Source organism: Falsiroseomonas sp. CW058 (genome assembly GCF_050563535.1).
In the GTDB taxonomy this organism is placed as follows: domain Bacteria; phylum Pseudomonadota; class Alphaproteobacteria; order Acetobacterales; family Acetobacteraceae; genus Falsiroseomonas.
This window is the reverse complement of record NZ_JBNXUO010000001.1, coordinates 64,807-82,131: the sequence shown is the minus strand read 5'-3', so window position 1 is coordinate 82,131 and position 17,325 is coordinate 64,807. Positions and strand designations below refer to the sequence as shown.

Annotated in this window: 16 protein-coding genes; 7 read left to right on the top strand and 9 right to left on the bottom strand. The window is 72.1% G+C overall.

The features are described 5' to 3' along the window. Window positions 1-25: 25 nt before the first annotated feature. Together ACK8OX_RS00405 and ACK8OX_RS00400 are read right to left on the bottom strand one after the other, a co-directional pair. Window positions 26-697 carry a DUF6946 family protein gene (locus ACK8OX_RS00405; RefSeq protein ID WP_430661929.1) on the bottom strand — a complete coding sequence of 224 codons (672 nt, stop codon included), beginning with the start codon at window positions 695-697 and terminating at the stop codon, window positions 26-28. Window positions 698-712: 15 nt separating this feature from the next. Further along, window positions 713-2,335 (bottom strand): SIR2 family NAD-dependent protein deacylase, encoded by a 1,623-nt coding sequence (locus tag ACK8OX_RS00400; protein WP_430661928.1) that lies wholly within the window; start codon window positions 2,333-2,335, stop codon window positions 713-715. A 638-nt stretch (window positions 2,336-2,973) separates the two neighbouring features. Between ACK8OX_RS00400 and ACK8OX_RS00395 the strand changes: the two genes are divergently transcribed. From ACK8OX_RS00395 to ACK8OX_RS00385, 3 genes are read left to right on the top strand one after another with little or no spacing between them, the layout of a single operon-like run. Continuing rightward, a complete protein-coding gene (locus ACK8OX_RS00395; protein WP_430661927.1) occupies window positions 2,974-4,563 on the top strand; it encodes a hypothetical protein in 1,590 nt (529 codons plus the stop codon). Next, window positions 4,560-5,342 carry an OmpA family protein gene (locus ACK8OX_RS00390; RefSeq protein WP_430661926.1) on the top strand — a complete coding sequence of 261 codons (783 nt, stop codon included), beginning with the start codon at window positions 4,560-4,562 and terminating at the stop codon, window positions 5,340-5,342. Before ACK8OX_RS00395 ends, ACK8OX_RS00390 begins: the two co-directional genes overlap by 4 nt. Further along, entirely contained in the window at window positions 5,339-6,208 is an 870-nt protein-coding gene (locus ACK8OX_RS00385) for an HNH endonuclease signature motif containing protein (protein ID WP_430661925.1), read from the top strand. The genes ACK8OX_RS00390 and ACK8OX_RS00385 overlap by 4 nt, the downstream gene beginning before the upstream one ends. Before the next feature lie 74 nt (window positions 6,209-6,282). Here ACK8OX_RS00385 and ACK8OX_RS00380 read toward each other — a convergent pair whose 3' ends face one another. Next, complete coding sequence (locus ACK8OX_RS00380) at window positions 6,283-7,053, bottom strand: RES family NAD+ phosphorylase (protein ID WP_430661924.1); 771 nt, start codon at window positions 7,051-7,053, stop codon at window positions 6,283-6,285. Continuing rightward, a complete protein-coding gene (locus ACK8OX_RS00375; RefSeq protein ID WP_430661923.1) occupies window positions 7,025-7,414 on the bottom strand; it encodes an antitoxin Xre-like helix-turn-helix domain-containing protein in 390 nt (129 codons plus the stop codon). Before ACK8OX_RS00375 ends, ACK8OX_RS00380 begins: the two co-directional genes overlap by 29 nt. Window positions 7,415-7,825: 411 nt before the next feature. Between ACK8OX_RS00375 and ACK8OX_RS00370 the strand changes: the two genes are divergently transcribed. The 4 genes from ACK8OX_RS00370 to ACK8OX_RS00355 are packed head-to-tail and all read left to right on the top strand — an operon-like array spanning window position 7,826 to window position 11,625. Next, window positions 7,826-8,701: a PIG-L deacetylase family protein gene (locus tag ACK8OX_RS00370; RefSeq protein WP_430661922.1), complete on the top strand. Its 876-nt coding sequence runs from the start codon at window positions 7,826-7,828 to the stop codon at window positions 8,699-8,701. After that, window positions 8,698-9,756: a glycosyltransferase gene (locus ACK8OX_RS00365; RefSeq protein WP_430661921.1), complete on the top strand. Its 1,059-nt coding sequence runs from the start codon at window positions 8,698-8,700 to the stop codon at window positions 9,754-9,756. Before ACK8OX_RS00370 ends, ACK8OX_RS00365 begins: the two co-directional genes overlap by 4 nt. Then, the gene (locus ACK8OX_RS00360; protein WP_430661920.1) at window positions 9,746-10,774 is read left to right on the top strand and encodes a GNAT family N-acetyltransferase; all 1,029 of its coding nucleotides are present in this window, start codon (window positions 9,746-9,748) and stop codon (window positions 10,772-10,774) included. The genes ACK8OX_RS00365 and ACK8OX_RS00360 overlap by 11 nt, the downstream gene beginning before the upstream one ends. Then, window positions 10,717-11,625 carry a class I SAM-dependent methyltransferase gene (locus tag ACK8OX_RS00355; protein WP_430661919.1) on the top strand — a complete coding sequence of 303 codons (909 nt, stop codon included), beginning with the start codon at window positions 10,717-10,719 and terminating at the stop codon, window positions 11,623-11,625. The genes ACK8OX_RS00360 and ACK8OX_RS00355 overlap by 58 nt, the downstream gene beginning before the upstream one ends. A gap of 9 nt (window positions 11,626-11,634) precedes the next feature. Here the strand turns inward: ACK8OX_RS00355 and ACK8OX_RS00350 are convergent, their stop codons facing one another. From ACK8OX_RS00350 to ACK8OX_RS00330, 5 genes are all read right to left on the bottom strand, one after another. After that, a complete protein-coding gene (locus ACK8OX_RS00350) occupies window positions 11,635-12,696 on the bottom strand; it encodes a sugar phosphate isomerase/epimerase family protein (RefSeq protein WP_430661918.1) in 1,062 nt (353 codons plus the stop codon). Window positions 12,697-12,699: 3 nt separating this feature from the next. After that, entirely contained in the window at window positions 12,700-13,599 is a 900-nt protein-coding gene (locus ACK8OX_RS00345) for a PfkB family carbohydrate kinase (protein ID WP_430661917.1), read from the bottom strand. A gap of 193 nt (window positions 13,600-13,792) precedes the next feature. After that, window positions 13,793-14,803, bottom strand: a complete 1,011-nt coding sequence (locus ACK8OX_RS00340) for a CobW family GTP-binding protein (protein WP_430661916.1) — start codon at window positions 14,801-14,803, stop codon at window positions 13,793-13,795. Then, the gene (gene hydA, locus ACK8OX_RS00335) at window positions 14,800-16,179 is read right to left on the bottom strand and encodes a dihydropyrimidinase (RefSeq protein WP_430661915.1); all 1,380 of its coding nucleotides are present in this window, start codon (window positions 16,177-16,179) and stop codon (window positions 14,800-14,802) included. Before hydA ends, ACK8OX_RS00340 begins: the two co-directional genes overlap by 4 nt. Next, a complete protein-coding gene (locus ACK8OX_RS00330; protein WP_430661914.1) occupies window positions 16,176-17,318 on the bottom strand; it encodes an acyl-CoA dehydrogenase family protein in 1,143 nt (380 codons plus the stop codon). Before ACK8OX_RS00330 ends, hydA begins: the two co-directional genes overlap by 4 nt. Between the last annotated feature and the right edge of the window lie 7 nt (window positions 17,319-17,325).

The following is a 17,325-nucleotide window of genomic DNA, read 5'->3' as shown; positions in this document are numbered from 1 at the left end:
TTCCACATCAATACGGCGAGCCGGCTCACCAGGCTCCAGCGCGCGGAGTACGAGAGCGAGGACCTGCTGCAGCGGCTTCTGGCCGAGCACCCTTCCGTGCTGGGCGCCACGGGCTCGGCCGATGGCCGCCTCCTCCTCGTCTGTCGCGAGGCCGGGATACCCGACGATGACGGAGCGTCCGACCGCTGGTCGCTCGACGGCACCCATACCGGTCGGCCTCGAACACCGCCGACACGGCCCGATGAAGGAGCTGGTATCGCAGGGCCCGCACCGCGTCCGGATCGAGCCCAAGCACCCCGCACAATCCCGCCAGCCGAGCCCGCTTTCCCGGCGAGCCGTCATCCCACTCCGACACCAGCAGGCCGAAAGCCTCCTCGACCTTCCCCTCGACCGCCAGCACGGCAAACTCTCCACCGACACGCAGGAGGACGAGAAGATCGGTCTGGCTGGCGCGGCCGAGTGTTCGAAGGTCCACCTGCCGCTCGAAGAACCCCTCCACCAGCTCGGCCCCGCGATACTCGTCCGAGGTCTCCAGCACCGCACGGACAGAGGCCGGAATACAGTCGGACGCCGTAACCCAGGATCTCGCCAGCTCGCTGGCCGAGTAGCCCGGCTTCCAGTGCAGCTCGGGCTTCCCGAGGAACGGGATGACGTTTTCCGGCCTGCGGATCTCCGTCAGCGCGAAAAACCTCGTCACAGGCGAGCTCCCCCTTTACCGGTCCAGGGACGGCGGGCAGACGTCGATGACCATGCCCGGAAACACCCGCTCACCCTGCATCTCGCCGAGCCTGCGCCGCGGGAGCGGGCGCGCTGAGATCTCGATCCCCTCGTCGGCGATCCGGTAGGTCGCGAGGACGTCGCCGATCGTAGACCCGTGCGGCACGGAAAGGGCGAACTCCTCGACCGCCCCGCCCTCATCTGCCACCCGCACCAGGACGCGCGCCAAGCGGGAGGTCAGCAGGTCAAGCACCGGAATGCGCCCCTGCACCAGCGGCGACCAGACCTCGTCGTCGACGATGTCGATGCCGACGGCAGAAATGCCGCCGCGCGACGGCACAGGAGTGGCCGCGAAGGCGCGGATGCCAGACAGTTGCGCGGCAAGGCAGTAGGGGGGCTCGTCCGTCCGCGACGGTCCCGCCGCCATCAACCCCATGGCCACCTGGCTGAACCCCGCCTGCTCGACGGCACGCAGCGCCTCCTTCGTCGCCTCCGCCACGACGGCGAGACTCCGCGCCTCGTCGTCGTGGCGGGCATGGTCGAGCTCGCGCGCAGCTAGGAGGAACACCGGGATCGGCTCGCCGCGGACCAGCACCCGGAACATGCGGCCCTGCGGCAGGGCGGCAACATCCACGAAACGCGTCTCCGCGCGGCGCCCGGGCCCAACGAAGTGGCGGAGGAAGCTGCGCGCCTGGCTGCCAAGCCCAGGCTCGAAGCGACCACCAACGCGGTCGCGCCCGACGCTCAGCACGACACATCCGCCGTCGGGCGGTGCCTCGACCGGTCCATGCCGGAGCTCGACCGCTACCGGGCTGGCGCCGCCGTTCGCCCCCCGCGGGATGGTGAAGGTCATCCGCGTCAGGCCGAAGGCCCGCGCCCTGGGCGCGGGTGCGGCGGTGTCACGCCCGATGGCTTCGAGCGCCGCCGGCAGGTCGGCATGGCTGGCGCCGTACCGGACGGGGGTGATGCCGAGGCGGACGGCCAGGAACTCCGGGTCCACGCGGCCCTGCAGGTCGGCGTCGCAGAAGAGGGCGAAATGCGTCTGACTGCTGGGCCCGAGGGAGAAGAGCGTCTCGGCGATGAGGTTCACGAAGTAGCTCTCGGCAAGGCCGCTCCCGACGAAGAGCAGCGAGCGGCGGCGGAAGACCTCTGAGAAAGCGCGCCGGAAGGAGGTGCTGGCGTTGATGGCCTGCTGGTACTGCTGGTGCCCGACGACCACCTCGTCCAGCAGCGACCGCCGCACGGCGCCCTCCCCGACATGGCCCTGGACGTACCAGACGATGGGACTGGCGAGGACATCGAGGGAGCGGACAACCCGCGCGCAGTCGTCGCGCGACCGGCCGAGGATGGCAAAGTCGCCGGCCGCGTCGCCAGGGCGCCGGCGCCGATACGCGCGCGGCACGATGTCGTCGTAGTTCGTCGTGATGACGAGCGGCCAGTTGAAGGAGGCCAGCGCGACGGCCTGGGGCGGAAGGTCGGACATGTCCGGGTCGTGCAGCGCCTTCCGCAGGAGCTCCAGCCTTTCCTCCGGGGGGCGGAGGCGGAGCCAAGCCGCGACGCGGTCGGCGGCGCGGTAGAGGCTCTCGGGGTCGGCGGCGGCGAGGGTGGGCGCTGTCACACCATCGAAGCCGCGGTAGAGCGCCTCGATAAACTGCGGCCATCCCCGACAGCTTGGGCGACTGAGGCCGGCGCCGACGAAGGGCACGACACGGCCCCCTCCGCGGGCTGCGCGGAGGCTCGGGAGGGCGTCCTCGAGATCCTGAACCCGCCCCGCTCCGTACATGGCCGCCCCCTCACGATGGGCGAGTCTTCCTTCGGCAGCCGCCCGCGATCAAGGCGCGCCGGTCCAGGTCTCGGAGGCTTCCAGGAGCGTCAGACGCTGCCGACGACGTCGTCCCATCAAGGTAGCACCCCAATGTCCAGACCGAGCGCACAGGAGCGAACCTCAGGGGGACGGCAGCGTCCGTCCGGCGCCGCCCCGGAATAGTCCAGCCCATCTCGCACCTTGGCGGACCCGCGCGGCGAGAGCGGTGGGGTGCGGCTGGGAACATACGAGAAACAGGGGACGTCGTTCATCCGCTTCAGAAGGCTCGTCAGCCACAAGGCGCAATAGACAACATACCTGAGTAGAAATTTAGACCTCCTCCAGCAACTCTTTGGCGTTATGCTGTGAGCGAAGGGAAACGCGCCGGCCGGCACGCGACCTGCTCCATGTCCGCTGTCGAAGCTTCGGCGAGCTCCCGGAGGAGAATTTCGGTGGTTGACCAAATACTTGCCGCTGCCTTCAGTGATCCGCTCAACCGTGCCTTTTCCTTCACGATCCTTGGCCTCGCAACGATTGCGGTTATCGGAGCCTTCGTACGCAGCGGTCCGCTTCAGCGCATCACTCAGGCTGCCCCCGCCCTTCTCACCGCCATCGGTGTGCTCGGCACTTTCGTCGGTATCCTGATTGGACTTCTCGGCTTCGACGTCTCGGACCTGTCGCAGAGCGTTCCCCGGCTTCTGGATGGAATGAAGACCGCCTTCGTCACCAGTGTCTTCGGCATGGGTAGCGGGATCCTCGTCAAGCTCGTGTCTGAGGTCGGCGGCCAGCGCCAAGTCGTGGACGAGCCCAGAGGGGTCGAGGATGTCCTCACCGCCCTCGACAGCCTTCGAAAGGAGGAGGAGCAGACGCGGCGGGATCTCGCTGCCGGCCTCGACCGCGTCAGGATGGGGCTGACGGGCGACAATGAGAGCAGCCTCGTCACCCAGATCCAGCGACTCCGCACCGACGTGACAGATGAGATCAAGGCAAGCCGGAAGTCGAATGCCGAGCTGGTCGGCGGCATCTCCGACGAGATCCGAAAGATCTCAACCACCCTTACCGAGAACACCTCGAAGGCCATCATCGAGGCCCTCGAAAGGTCCATTCGTGACTTCAACCAGAAGATCACCGAGCAGTTCGGGGAGAACTTCAAGCAGCTGAACATCGCGGTCGGCAGGCTTCTGGAATGGCAAGATAACTACCGCCAGCAGATGATCGCCAACGCAGAGGCGCTCCGCGAGGGCGCGGCTGGCATCCAGGCTTCCCGCGCTGGGATCGAGGCCATTGGGACACAGGCCGGCGCCATGGTCCGCGCGGCTGCCGATATGCAGGCATTGCTCGAAGGCCTCGGAAAGACCCGGGCGGAACTCGATGCACGGCTTCAGGCCTTCCGTGACATGGCCGCGTCGGCGGCGACGGCCATGCCCACGATCCAGGCCAGGATCGAGGACCTGACCACCGGCTTCTCCCGTCAGGTCGAAGCGGCATCTCAGCGCGTCACCCAGTTGGCAGACGGCCTTCGCACGACGATGCAGACCCACGAGGAGAGCCTGCAGGCGGCCAGTGGAAGGTTCGTGGAGGCCGTCACCCAGGCCTCTACCCAGGCAGGCGCCGTGGCCACCAGGACGGCGGCGGAGCAGGCGAAAATGCTGGATGAGCTCTCCCAAGGATACGCCCGCCTGCGCGAGGATGCCGCCAACGTCGGGACGGACATGCGCGCGGCGATCAAGGAAGCGAGCGACAGCCTCAGGACGTCCCTCGCCGAGACGGCGGCAGAACTCCAGAAGACCTCGGGCGAGAGCGTGAGGAACGTCGGGCAGCAGCTCCAGCGCGTAGCCGACGAGGAATTCCGCCGCATCGCGACAAGCCTCGACGGTCAGGTCAAGCAGCTGGATGAGGCCATGGCGCGGGAGCTGGAGCGTGCCCTCAGCGCGATGGGCAGCCAGCTCGTCTCCCTTACCGGCAAGTTCGTGGACGACTATCGCATCCTGACGAACAGCGTGCAGGAGGCGGTCCGCACAATGCGGCGGGATGCTGCATGAGCAGCAGCCTCTTCCGGCCGCGGGCCCGTCGGGGCGACGACGGGGAGCAGTGGCTGACCGTGTCCGACCTCATGTCGGGCCTCATGATCATCTTCCTGTTCGTCGCCATCACCTACCTGCAGCCGCTATCTCAGAAGGCCACCGAACTCGAGGAGAAGGCCGGGCAGCTGCAGGAGTCGAACGCGGGTCTCGCCGCCGCACGCGAGCGGATCCGCGAGATCGTCGTCGCCTTCAACGAGGACGAGGCTCGGCTTGCCGCAGAACTCGAGCGCGAACTGGCGCGCGACCTGCCGCGCTGGGGCGCGGAACTCGACCGGCCCACCCTGACCATCCGCTTCCGCGCGCCCGACCTCCTCTTCGAGGTGGGGGAGGCACGCCTGACACCCCAGTTCCGTCGCCTGCTCGACGAGTTCCTGCCCCGCTATCTCGCCATTCTCCACGCCAACCGGGCGAGCATCGAGGAGGTGCGCATCGAAGGTCACACCTCCAGCGAATGGCGCGGCGCCGCGAGCCCGACGGAAGCCTTTTTCCGGAACATGGACCTTTCCCAGCAGCGGACCCGCGCGGTTCTCGAGGTCATCCTGACGGCACGGGGCCTGGAGCCCTTCCGCGACTGGGGGCGCACGACCATCACGGCGAACGGCATGGCCTCCGCGAGGCCCGTGATGCGGCCGGGAGCCTCCGGCGTCGAGGATCCGGACCGCTCGCGGCGGGTCGAGTTCCGTGTCGTCACGCGCGCCCGGGAGCGCGTCATGCGGGTCCTCGAGGAAGTCCGATGAGGCTCGACGTCAGCTTCCGCGGGCTCGACGCTCATCGGCAGAGGATGGGAGCGCCGCTCCGGCGGTGGGAGGCGAAGATCGGCCTCGAGCCCGTCGTGGACCTCACCTACATCCCGCACGAGCGCGAGATCGCGGACTTAAGCGTCCTGCAGGTCGGCGACGGCGATACGATCCTCCACGATGGCCACCGGGTCTTCCTCTACATCCGGGTGTTCAACGTCAATGCGGACACCTTCGAGGAGGCCTCTAGCGACCCCGAAACCCTCCGCAAGTTTCATATCGTCTGGTGTCGCACCTTGGCGCAGATGAAGGCGGAAGGCCGCTTCGAACGGTACGTAGCCAGCGACCGCGTCGACGAGCCCTTCGGCGTTGCACTCCGCACCAGGACCGGGACGTGGGCATGCGGCGATACGGAACTCCACGTCTGCCAGAACTGCCTCAACCACACCAACTGGGAGGGCTTCAAAGCGACCACACGCAAGCGGAAGACGGAGATCGTTAGGGGCTTCTCCAGAAGGCGCTTCCTGGAGACAGATCACACTCGCTTCGCCGAGCTTCCGCCCGAAACAGACAAGACGGCCCCCACGATGGGCTATGCGGCCGACTGGGCCGATCGCTCACGAGCTTACCGGCAGTCCGTCAGCTTTCGATGCGAGGACTGCGGCGTCGACTGCGCGGCCAACAAGAGCCTTCTCGACACACACCACCAGAACGGCGTCACCACCGACAACCGGATCAGCAACCTCCGCGCGCTCTGCAAGACCTGCCATGCCCAGCGGCACCCGAACTGGTACCAGGTGTCTCCCCAAGACCGCGCAACCCTCGACGCGCTCCGCACAGAACAGGCGGCGGGCGGCGGGCGCTGAAGCTGACCGAGAGGCGCCGATCGCGCGATGCCTTCGTTCGCCAACTCAGCGAGCTTGCGTCCAGCCCGCCGTCGTCACCTAGGCTGCGCGGGGCCAAGAGCCATAGATGCCGGTATCCGCGGATCCCGCGTACTCCAGTCCGACAGGGAGAAGGACACCGCCGTCCGGGGCATCTCGCGGACGGCATCGACCCTGTCCCGCCGAAGAAGGAGCCGCCATGTCTCCCGCATGGTCGGAGCCCGCGCGGCGAGGGCCGCCGGCGAGAGGAGGGCGAGATTGGCTCCCCTGCCGGGGTCGCGGACCGCCTCATAGCGGATCGCTTCCAGCCCGCCTGCCCGGGCTGCATCGGCGAGATCCTGGCATGGTCCATAGTCGGTCGGGTGGGTCCAGACCGCATGGTCGCGGTCGAGCGGCGGGCCGGTCAGGTCGAGGGCCCGCGCCGTCTGGACCGGCACCCGGAAGGCGGTCCGCTCCTGCGGGTTCCGGGGCAGCGGCGTGCCCGGCGAGGCGAGGAAGAAAGCCAGGTGGTAGAAGGCCGCCTCGGCGATGGCCGTCTCGACCCGCTCAGAGCAGTAGAAGGCGCCGTCCCGCTGGCGTGCACGCCGGAACCGGCTTCCATGCGGGTAGGGCGCGTAGCGGAAGGGCGTGGCCAGCAGGTAGTCCACGCCGGCGAGGGCGGCGGGCACGGCAGGCTTCGAGCGGTCAAGCTCGGCCTCAAGGATCGCCTGCTCATCGAGGCTGTCGACGAGCTTCATCGTCGCGACCTGGGACTGGCTCTCCACCACCCGCCAGGCCTCCGTGGCGAGGGGCCGGGCCTCAGAGGCGAGCGCGGGCGGCGTCCACATAGGCGACGGCCTCGACGAGGCCGCTCACAGACCGCACCTGGTCGGCGGGGATGCCGGCCAGGGCGAGGTTGGGGGAGCGCATCCAGGCGCGCATCGGCGCCTCCTCGCCGCCGACCATCGCATCGAGGCCGCGGAACAGGCGGATGAGGAGAAGGGCGAGTTCGTAGGGCTTGCCCGCCGGGTCCAGGGCGTAGGTGCCGGCGGCGAGGCGGGAGACCGTCGGCTCCGACAGGCCGAGGATGTCGGCCACGGCGGCATTGGTCAGCCCGAGGTGGCGTGCGGCGCGGATCACGGCCTTGCTGACGACGGACGCGGGGGTCGGGGCGCCTGCTGGCGCGGGGGTTGGTCGGCTCTGGGCCATGGCCTTTCCTCCGAAAGCAGAAGCTACGCTTCCTTCCACAGAAAGCCAAGCGCGAGGTCGGGTTCCCACCGGCGGATGCCCTGGCGGTGTCGCACAAAGGTGCTACACTTCGCGCGTTAACGGCGCAGTAACCCCTTGAGGGGGAACGGTTTGCCCAGCGCTGGCTGGGGGTCCAGGTCCCCCAGCCATCCCCGGCCGAATCTCCGGCAGACCCCTTCCTTTCCCTTCCAGGATTTCTGCGCACGAGAGGCCGCTGGCTTGGGTGCCGCACGGACCCGAGGTGGTCCTCGTCTTGGCTGGCCCCACTTGGACGGCACCCAGCATGACGCCCCGCCGCGCTTTCGGCACGGCCCCTTCACAACCGCTCGGGCAGGACAAGCCGGGGCGGGGCGGCGGCGTTGCGGGGGCGGGATGTGGGGAAGGGACAGCCATGCGGATCGCGGCACCGGCCAGCGCGGGCGGCGCGTGATGGAAGCCGGGCCTGCGCTCGCCCTTTTCGCCGGGGGCGGTGTCGTGGAAGCGCCGGTGCTGGTCCTCGCGGCGCATCCGGATGACGAGGTGATCGGGCTCGGCGGCCAGCTTCCCCGCCTGCGGCGGCTGCACCTCCTGCATGTCACCGACGGCGCCCCGCGCGACGGGGGGGATGCAGCCGCCCATGGCTTCGCGACAGTGGCGGACTATGCCGCCGCGCGCGGGCGGGAACTGTCGGCCGCGCTCGCCCTCGCCGGGCAGGACCCGGGCTGCGCGGCGGGCCTCGGCATCGCCGACCAGCAGGCGGCGCTGCAACTGCCGCGCCTGGTCGATGCCGTCGCCGCCGCCCTGCGGGCCCTGCGGCCGGCCATCCTCGTCACCCATCCGCATGAGGGTGGCCATCCCGACCATGACGCGACCGCCCTGGCCGCGCAGGAGGCCTGCCGCCGGCTGGCGCGGGAAGGCCTGCCCGTCCCCGCCCGGCTGGAGATGACCTCCTACCACGCCGCGCCGGGCGGCATCGCGGTGGGCCGCTTCCTGCCCGCCCCGGGCTGCCCGCCGGTGGCGCTGCGCCTGGACGACCATGCGCGCGACCTGAAGGCGCGGATGCTCGGCTGCTTCGCGACCCAGCGGCGGACGCTGGCGCAGTTCCCGGTGACGCCGGAGGAATTGCTGCGCGCCGCCCCCGCCTACGACTTCACCCGCCCGCCGCATCCCGGCCCGCTGTTCTACGAGACCTTCCCGTGGGGCATGACCGGCGAGCGGTTCCGCGCGCTGGCCGCCGCCGCCCTCGCCATGCGGGAGGATGCGGCGTGAGCCTCACAATCATCCAGGTCGCCTTCCCCTTCGCACCCGTCGGGCCCGATGCGGTGGGCGGCGCGGAGCAGGTCCTGACCCGGCTGGACGAGGCGCTGACCCGCATGGGCCATCGCTGCATCACCGTGGCCTGCGAGGGATCCCGCACGGCGGGCGAGCTGATCGCCACCCCGCTGCCCGCGGGCACCATCGATGACGACGCCCGCGCCCGCACGCAGGCGGCGCATCGCCGCGGCCTCGACCTCGCGCTGCGCCGGGGGGCGGGGCTGGTGCACATGCACGGAATCGACTTCCACGCCTGCCTGCCGCCGCCCGGCCTGCCGGTGCTGGCCACGCTGCACCTGCCGCCCGGCTGGTATCCGCCCGGCGTGCTGCACCCGTCCCGCCCGCGCACCTGGCTCAACCCCGTCTCGGCCACGCAGCACGCCGCCTGCCCGCCCTCCCCCGCCATCCTGCCGCCGGTCGGCAACGGCGTGCCGCTGGAGGATCTGGCGACGCGCGTGACGCGCCGCGGCCATGCGCTGGTGCTCGGCCGCATCTGCCCCGAGAAGAACCAGCACCAGGCGCTGGAAGCGGGGACGCGCGCCGGCGTGCCGGTGCTGCTGGGCGGCCAGGTCTTCCCCTATGCCGAGCACGAGGCCTATTGGCGGGCGGAGGTCGCGCCGCGCCTGGCGGGCGGGCACCGTTTCCTCGGCCCGCTGTCCCTGCCGCGCAAGCGGCGTTGGCTGGCCGCCGCGCGCTGCCTCGTCTCGGCCAGCCTGGCGCCGGAGACCAGCTCCCTCGTCGCGATGGAGGCGCTGGCCTGCGGCACACCGGTGGTCGCCTTCCCCTCCGGCGCGCTGCCGGAGATCGTGGAGGACGGCGTCACCGGCTTCCTCGTGCGCGACGTGGCGGAGATGGCGGCGGCCATCCGCGAGGCGCCGCGCCTCGACCCCGAGGCCTGCCGCGAGGCCGCGCGGCGCCGTTTCTCCGCGGAGAGGATGGTGGCGCACTATCTCGACCTGTACCGCGCGCTGATCGCGCGCGCCGCGGCGGGGGATGCCGATGCCGCCTGACGGGCTGCGCGTCGAGGAGGTGGCCGCGCTCGAGCCGCTGCGGGCGGAATGGCAGGCGCTGTGGGCGCAGTTGCCGGACGCCACGCCCTTCCAGTCGCCCGCCTGGCTGATCCCCTGGTGGCGGCATGTGGGAGAGGGCGCGTTGCTGACCCTCGCCTTCCGCACGGAAGGGGGCGGCGAACTCGTGGCGCTGCTGCCCTTCTATGTGTACCGGCAGGCGGATGGGCGGCGGATGCTGTTCCCGCTCGGCATCGCCACCACCGACTACCTCGATGCGCTCGTCGCGCCCGAGCATCGCGCGGCGGTGCTGCCGCGCATCCTGCCGGAACTCGCCCTGCGCGGGGACCGCTGGGATGCCTGCGAATGGCCGCAGCTGCGCGCCGGCTCCGCCCTGCTCGACGCGCCGCTGCCGCCGGGCTGGGCGGAGGACCGCGCCGAGGCCGATCCCTGCCCCGTGCTGCACCTGCCGCCCCGGATCGAGGAACTGGGCGAGGCAGTGCCGCGGGACCAGCTTGAGAGCCTCGGCCGTCGGCGCCAGCGCGCGGCGAAGAAGGGCGCGCTGGGCTTCGAGCGCGCCGGGCCGGGCAATGCCGCGGAATTGCTGGAGGCGCATCTGCGCCTGCACGCCGCGCGCTGGACGAAGCGGGGCGAGGAGGGCGTGCTGGCGGAGGATGCCGTGCAGGCGGCGCACCGCGCCTCCCTGCCCGACCTGCTGCGCGACGGGGCGCTGCGGCTCTATGCCATGCGGCTCGACGGGCGGATCGTGGCGACGCTGCAGGGCTTCGCCGATCCGCCGGGCCGCGTGGACCGGCGCGTCTACTTCTACCTCGGCGGCTTCGACCCGGCGGTGGAGCGGCTGAGCCCGGGGATGCTGGTGGTGGGCCACGCCATCGAGGAGGCGGTGCGCGAAGGCGCCGCCGCGGTGGACTTCCTGCGCGGGCAGGAGCGGCACAAATACCTGTGGGGCGCCGTCGACACGCCGACCTGGCGGCGCGCGCCGCGCCGGCCCGCGCCGTGACGGTGGAGGAAGCGGTGGCCGGCGATGCGCCGCCGGCCGTCGCGCTGATGCGCGTCATGCTGGCCGGGCATCCGGCGGCCGAGGTGGTCGCGCAACTCCGGGCGCTGCGCGCCGCACGGCCGGGCCCGCGCACCGAGGCGCTGGCCGCGCTGGCGGAGGAGGCGCAGGACGGGCTGGCGATGCTGGAGCGGATGGTGGCGGCGGGCGCCGACCATGCGGAGGCCGCCGATGCCGCGGCGGGCGTGGCCGGCGCGCAGGCGATGTTCGACCGCCTCGCCCGGCTGAGCCCGGAGGCGAGCGTCGCGGCCTATTCCCTCGGCGATCCCGCGCGGCTGCGCGCCGCGACGGGGGAGGTGGTGGACTGGCTGGACGGTTGCGGGCTGCTGGCCGGGCGGCCGCGCGTGCTCGACCTCGGCTGCGGCATCGGCCGGCTTTCGGCTGCCGTCGCGCCGGCGGCGTCGCTGGTGGTGGGCATCGACGTCTCGGCGGAGATGGCGCGTCTTGCCGCGCGGCGCTGCGCGGGGCTGCCGGGCGTCGCCATCCTGCGCGGCGGCGGGCATGACCTTGCGATGCTGCGCGACGGCGCCTTCGACCTGGTGCTGGCGGTGGATGTCTTCCCCTATCTCGTCCAGGCCTCCCCCGACCTCGCCGCACGGCACCTGGCGGAGGCCGCGCGCGTGCTGCGCCCGGGCGGCAGCCTGGCGCTGATGAACTACAGCTATCGCGGCGCGGAGGCGGACCGGCGGGAGATGCCGCGCCACGCCCGCACCGCCGGCTTCGCGCTGCTGCGGAACGGCGAAACGCCCTTCGCCACCTGGGACGGCGCGGCCTTCTGGCTGCGGAGGGCGTAGCGGCCCGCCCTACTCCCCCCCGATCCCGAGGATGCGCCGCGCCGCATCGCGGTCCAGCGGGCGGCGCAGCGCGGCGTCGAAGGGCGTCTCCGCCGTGGCGATGATGTGGCGGCGGATGAAGGGCGCGCCTTCGCGCGCGCCGTCCTCCTTCCGCTTCAGGACGCACTCCCACTCCAGCACCGCCCATCCGTCGTAGCCGGCGGCGGCGAGGCGGGAGAAGACGCCCGCGAAATCCACCTGCCCGTCCCCTGGCGAGCGGAAGCGCCCGGGGCGCCGCGCCCAGTCCTGGAAGCCGCCATGGACGCCGCTGCGCGGGCTGCGGATGAATTCCGCATCCTTGACGTGGAAGGCGCCGATGCGGTCCGCGTAGAGATCGATGAAGCCGAGATAGTCCATGTGCTGCAGCAGCATGTGGCTGGGGTCGAACAGGATGCGCGCGCGCCGGTGCCCGTCCACCAGGGCGAGGAAGCGGTCGAAGGTCGTGCCGTCGTGCAGGTCCTCGCCCGGATGCAGCTCGAAGCAGAGATCGACGCCGGCACTCTCCGCATGGTCCAGCAGCGGCCGCCAGCGGCGGGCCAGTTCCTCGAAAGCGGCGTCGATCAGGCCGGGCGGCGGCGGCGGCCAGGGATAGGCATAGGGCCAGGCGAAGGCGCCGGAGAAGGTCGCGACGCGTCGCAGGCCGAGCCGCGCCGCAGCCTCGATCGCCAGCCGCAGCTGCCGCATGGCCCAGGCGGTGCGCGCCCGCGGGTCGCCGCGCACCGCCGGCGCGGCGAAGACGTCCGACAGCTCGGAGAAGGCGGGGTTCACGGCCACGAGCTGCCCCGCGCGATGCGCCGCGAGTTCGGTGACCTCCACCCCGAGATCGGCGAGCCGCGCGCGGTAGTCCCGGCAATAGCCGTCCTCCGCCGCCGCGCGCTCCAGGTCGATCAGGCGGGGATCGTGGACGGGCACCTGCACGCCGGCATAGCCGAATCCCGCCAGCCAGCGCACCACGCCATCCAGGCTGTCGAAGGGCGCGGCGTCGCCCATGAACTGGCTCAGCATCACGCCCGGGCCGCGCATCTCCGCCATCGGCTACCAGCCCCGCGCCAGCAGCGCATCCACCTCGGCGCGCCCCGGCATCCCGGCCCAGCCCTCGCCGCGTTCGGCCTTCAGCGCGGCGGCGGCGGTCGCGAAGCGTGCCGCCTGCTCCACCGCCGCGCCCTCGGCGAGGGCGAGGGCGTAGGCGCCGTGGAACACGTCGCCGCACCCTGTCGTGTCGCGTGCCGCGACGCGGGGCGCGGGAAGCGGCACGATGCCGCCCTCGCGCCACCACAGGCTGCCCGCGGCACCGAGCGTGACGGCGAGCGTCCCGCGCAGTTCCGCCGCGGCCAGGGCGAGCCCGCGGCGCGGATCGTCGGTCCCCGCGAGGTCCACCAGGCCGCGCTGCGAGAAGACCACATGGTCGGCGTGCCGGGCGAGGCGGCGCAGCGTCTCCGGCGCGGCGATGTCGGCGTCCAGCACGCGCGGCAGGCCCTGGGCGGCGGCGATGGCGAAAAGCCGCTCCGCGCCCGACACCCAGCGCGGATCGGCCAGCACGGCACCGGCTTCCGCGACCAGGTCGGGGGGCACCGGCGCATCCTCCGGCAGGCCGGCGCCGGGGAAGACCGCCAGGATGCGTTCCCCTTCCCCATCCACCAGCACGCCCGAGGTCGGCGTGCGCCCGCCCGGCGCGACGGTGATGCCGGAGACCGCGACCCCATGCCGCCCGAGCGCCGCCAGCAGCGTGTCGCCCGCCGCATCGGCGCCGAGCCGCCCGCACCAGGCCGACCCGCCGCCGAGCGCCGCGACCGCCACCGCCGCCGTCGCGGCCATGCCGCCGCCCGTCACGCGCAGCCCGGCGGCGATGTATTTCCCGGGGGCGCTGGGCAAGGCCGGCAGTTCCCAGACCTGGTCCAGCACGCCGATCCCGGCGCAGACGACGCGGGCCGTCATGCCGCGCGGCCGGGGGCCGCCCCCGCGGCGGGGGCCCTGGGATCGGCGCCTGCGCTGGCCATTCCGGTGCATCCTCCCTGCGCGCCCCGCCCGCGCGTCGCGCAGGCCGGGGGCTTCGCCATGCAGGCGCATTGGGGCAGGTGCCATCCGCTTCGGCAAGACGGTGCGCCGGAACGCGGCCGCTGCGGCGCCGTCAGCGCGGCGCGTGCGGCATCGGCAGCCGCGGCACGGGAGCGAGGCCGAAGGGGGCGAGCGCGTCCAGCAGCGCCCGCGGCTCCGGCCCCTCCCCGATCAGCACCAGGCGCCCCGGCCCACTTGGCGGGTCCGGCAGGATCGCGGGGGGATGCACCATCGTCGCCGTCGCCTGGACCACGGCGCAGCCTGGCCGGTCGGCCAGCGGCAGCAGGCCCTTCGCGCGCAGCAGCCCGGCCGCTGCCGCCCCGCGCAGCGCGACGCCGAGCGCCTCGACCTCGGCGAAGGAAAGGGCGCGCGCCGCGAGCAGCAGCCAGGCATGGAACCGCGCCGCATGGTCCTGGCCGGGGTGGTCGTGGTGGTGATGCGGGTCGGCGCAACCCGGCGCGCAGGCGCCCCGCCGCGCGCCATCGGGCGCGTCCAGCAGCGCCGCCTCCACCCCCTGCCCCAGCGCGGCGGCGCGGATCGTGGCGGCGGGGTTCAGCGCGCGCAGTCGCGCGACCAGCGCCGCGACCGCCGCTTCCCCCGCGAGGTCCGGCTTGGTGACCAGCAGGTGGTCGGCCAGCACCGCCTGGCTCAGCGCCTCCGACTGGCGGTCCAGCACATCGGCGCCCGCCAGAGCGTCGCAGGTCGTGACCACGGCGCCGGGGCGGTAGAGCGCGGCGATGCGCGGGTCGTCGAAGACGAAGCCGATGAGCGGGCCGGGATCGGCCACGCCGGAGGTCTCGACCACCACGCGGTCGAAGTCGCGGAGGCGCCCTTCGGCGCGCTGCGCCCGCAGGTCCAGCAGCGTGTCCACCAGGTTGCCGCGGATGGTGCAGCAGAGGCAGCCATTGGCCAGCAGGATGGTGTCGTCGCTCGACGCCTCCAGCAGGTCGTGGTCGATCCCGGCCTCGCCGAACTCGTTGACGATGACCAGCGTGCCGGCCATGCCCGGCTGGCGCAGCAGGGCGGAGACGAGCGTGGTCTTGCCGCTGCCGAGGAAGCCGGTGACGAGGCTGACCGGGATCATCCGCCCGGCCCGCGCCGCGCCAGGAACCGCCCCTCGCCCGGCTTCGCATGCACCACGCCGTCACGCGCGGCGATGGTGCCGCGGCGCAGCGTCAGCACCGGCCAGCCGGACAGTTCCATCCCCTCGAAGGGGGTGTAGCCGATCGGGCCGTGGTGGCACCCAGCCGTCATGCGGCGCGTCAGGGCGGGGTCCAGCACGACGAGGTCCGCATCCGCGCCGGGCGCGATGGCGCCCTTCGCCGGCGCGAGGCCGAACAGCCGCGCGGGCCCCGTGCTCCAGGCCTCGGCCAGTTGCGGCAGGGTCAGCCGCCCCGCCTGCACGCCGAGCGTCCAGAGCAGGGGCAGCCGGTGCTCCACCCCCGGCACGCCGTTGGCGATGCGGTCGAAGGACTCCGCGCCGAGCGCCTTCGCCTCCGCGCTGTAGGATGCGTCGTCGGAGGTGACGGCTGCCAGGCTGCCGCCCGCGACCCCTGCCCACATCGCATCCCGCGTGACGGCGTCGCGCAGCGGCGGACTCATCACGAACAGGTGGCCGTCCGCGCGGTCCATCACCTCCGCCGTCAGCGCCAGGTAATGCGTGCAGGTCTCGGCCGAGGCGGGCTGCCCGCGCGCCTGCGCCGCCTCGACCAGCGCCAGGGCCGGTGCGGAGTTCAGGTGGAAGATGTGCAGCGGGCAGCCGGCATCGGCGGCCAGCAGCAACCCGCGGGAGACGGCCTCGGTCTCGGCCAGGGCGGGGCGCGAGAGGGCGTGGAAGCGCGGCGCGACCTCGCCGGCCGCAAGGTGCCTCGCGATGGCGTGGTCGATCAGCGACGCATTCTCGGCATGGAGGCCGACCATGCCGCCGGCGCGGCCGAGCGCGCGCATGAGGTCGTGCAGCGGCCCGTCCTCGACCTTCAGCTGCTCCTTCTCGTAGACCGTGTAGACCTTGAAGGAGGAGGCGCCGGCCGCGACCGCCGCCGGCACCTCGGCCAGCGTCGCGGCGTTCACGTCGGTGGCGATCAGGTGCAGCCCGTAGTCGCACGCCACATGCCGGTCCGCCTGCACGCGGCGGTGCCTCAGCCCGTCCATCAGGCTGCGGCCGCGGCGCTGCAGCGCGAAGTCGATCACCGTGGTGTTGCCGCCGCGCAGCGCCGCCGCCGTGCCCGACCAGAAGTCGTAGACGCTGCGCTGGCCCATGAAGCCGATCAGGAAATGCACATGCGCATCGACGCCGCCGGGCAGCACGACGCGGCCGGCGGCGTCGATCACCTCGGCGCCGCGCCCCACGCCCGGCTCCACGACATCGAGGATCCGCCCGTCCTTCACCAGCAGGTCGGCCGGCCCGGCCGCGTCCGGCCGCACCACCGTGCCGCGCGCGAGGACGAGGTCCGCCGTCACCGCAGCATCTCGCGCGAGATGACGATGCGCAGGATCTCCGACGTGCCGCCGCCGATCTCCGCGAGCTTGCTGTCGCGGAAATGGCGCTGCATGTCGTATTCCATGAGGTAGCCCCAGCCGCCCATCAGCCGCATGCCGTTGAGCGCCGCGCGCACATAGGCTTCCGAGGAGTAGAGGTTGGCGATGGCCGACTGCCGGTTGTTCGGGATGCCACGGTCCACCAGGCCGGCGCTGCGGTAGAGCAGCAGGCGCGCCGCGTCGATCTCCATCTCCATGTCGGCGAGCTTCGCGCGGCTCATCTGGAAGCTGGCGATCTTCTGGCCGAACTGCTCGCGTTCCTTCGTGTAGGCCAGCGCCTTGTCGAGGCAGGACTGCGCGGCGCCCACATTGACCGCGGAAAGGCAACAGCGTTCATAGTCCAGCGTCTTCAGCACGTTGCGCCAGCCCTGGTTCACCGCGCCGACGATTGCGTCCTTCGGCACGCGCGCAGCGGTCAGGAAGATCTCGTTGAGGTCCATGGGCTTGAGGCCGAGCTTGCGGAGCCGCCGGACCTCCACGCCCGGCGCCTTCGGGTCCAGCAGGAACATGGTGATGCCGTCATGCTTCGGTGCATCGGCATCGGAGCGCGCCATCAGCAGGATGTAGTCCGCCACCTGCGCGCAGGAACAGAACATCTTCTGCCCGTGGATGACCCAGTGGTCGCCGTCGGGCACGGCGCGCGTGCGGAGCGAGGCGGCGTCGGAGCCCGAATTCGGTTCGGACAGGGAGAAGGCGAAGCGGATCTCGCCGCGCGCAAGCCGCGGCAGCAGGGCGCGCTTCTGCTCCTCGGTGCCGAAATGCGCCAGCGCGTCGGCGGCGATGACGACGGTGGTGTAGTAGCAGTTCGCCGCTGCCTCGAAATGCCAGGCGAGTTCCTCGAGGAAGACGGCGAGGTCGGTGCAGCTGCCGCCGGTGCCGCCGTATTCCTCCGGGATCGGCAGGCCGAGCCAGCCTTGCGCCGCGAGCTTGCCGAACAGCTCCACCGGGAAGCGTTCCGCCTCGTCGCAGTCGCGGACGTATTCGATCGGGCATTCGCGCAGCAGGAAGGCGCGCAGCGCGTCCCGCATCCCGCGCTGCGCCGGCGTGAGGTCGAAATCCATCCTGCCT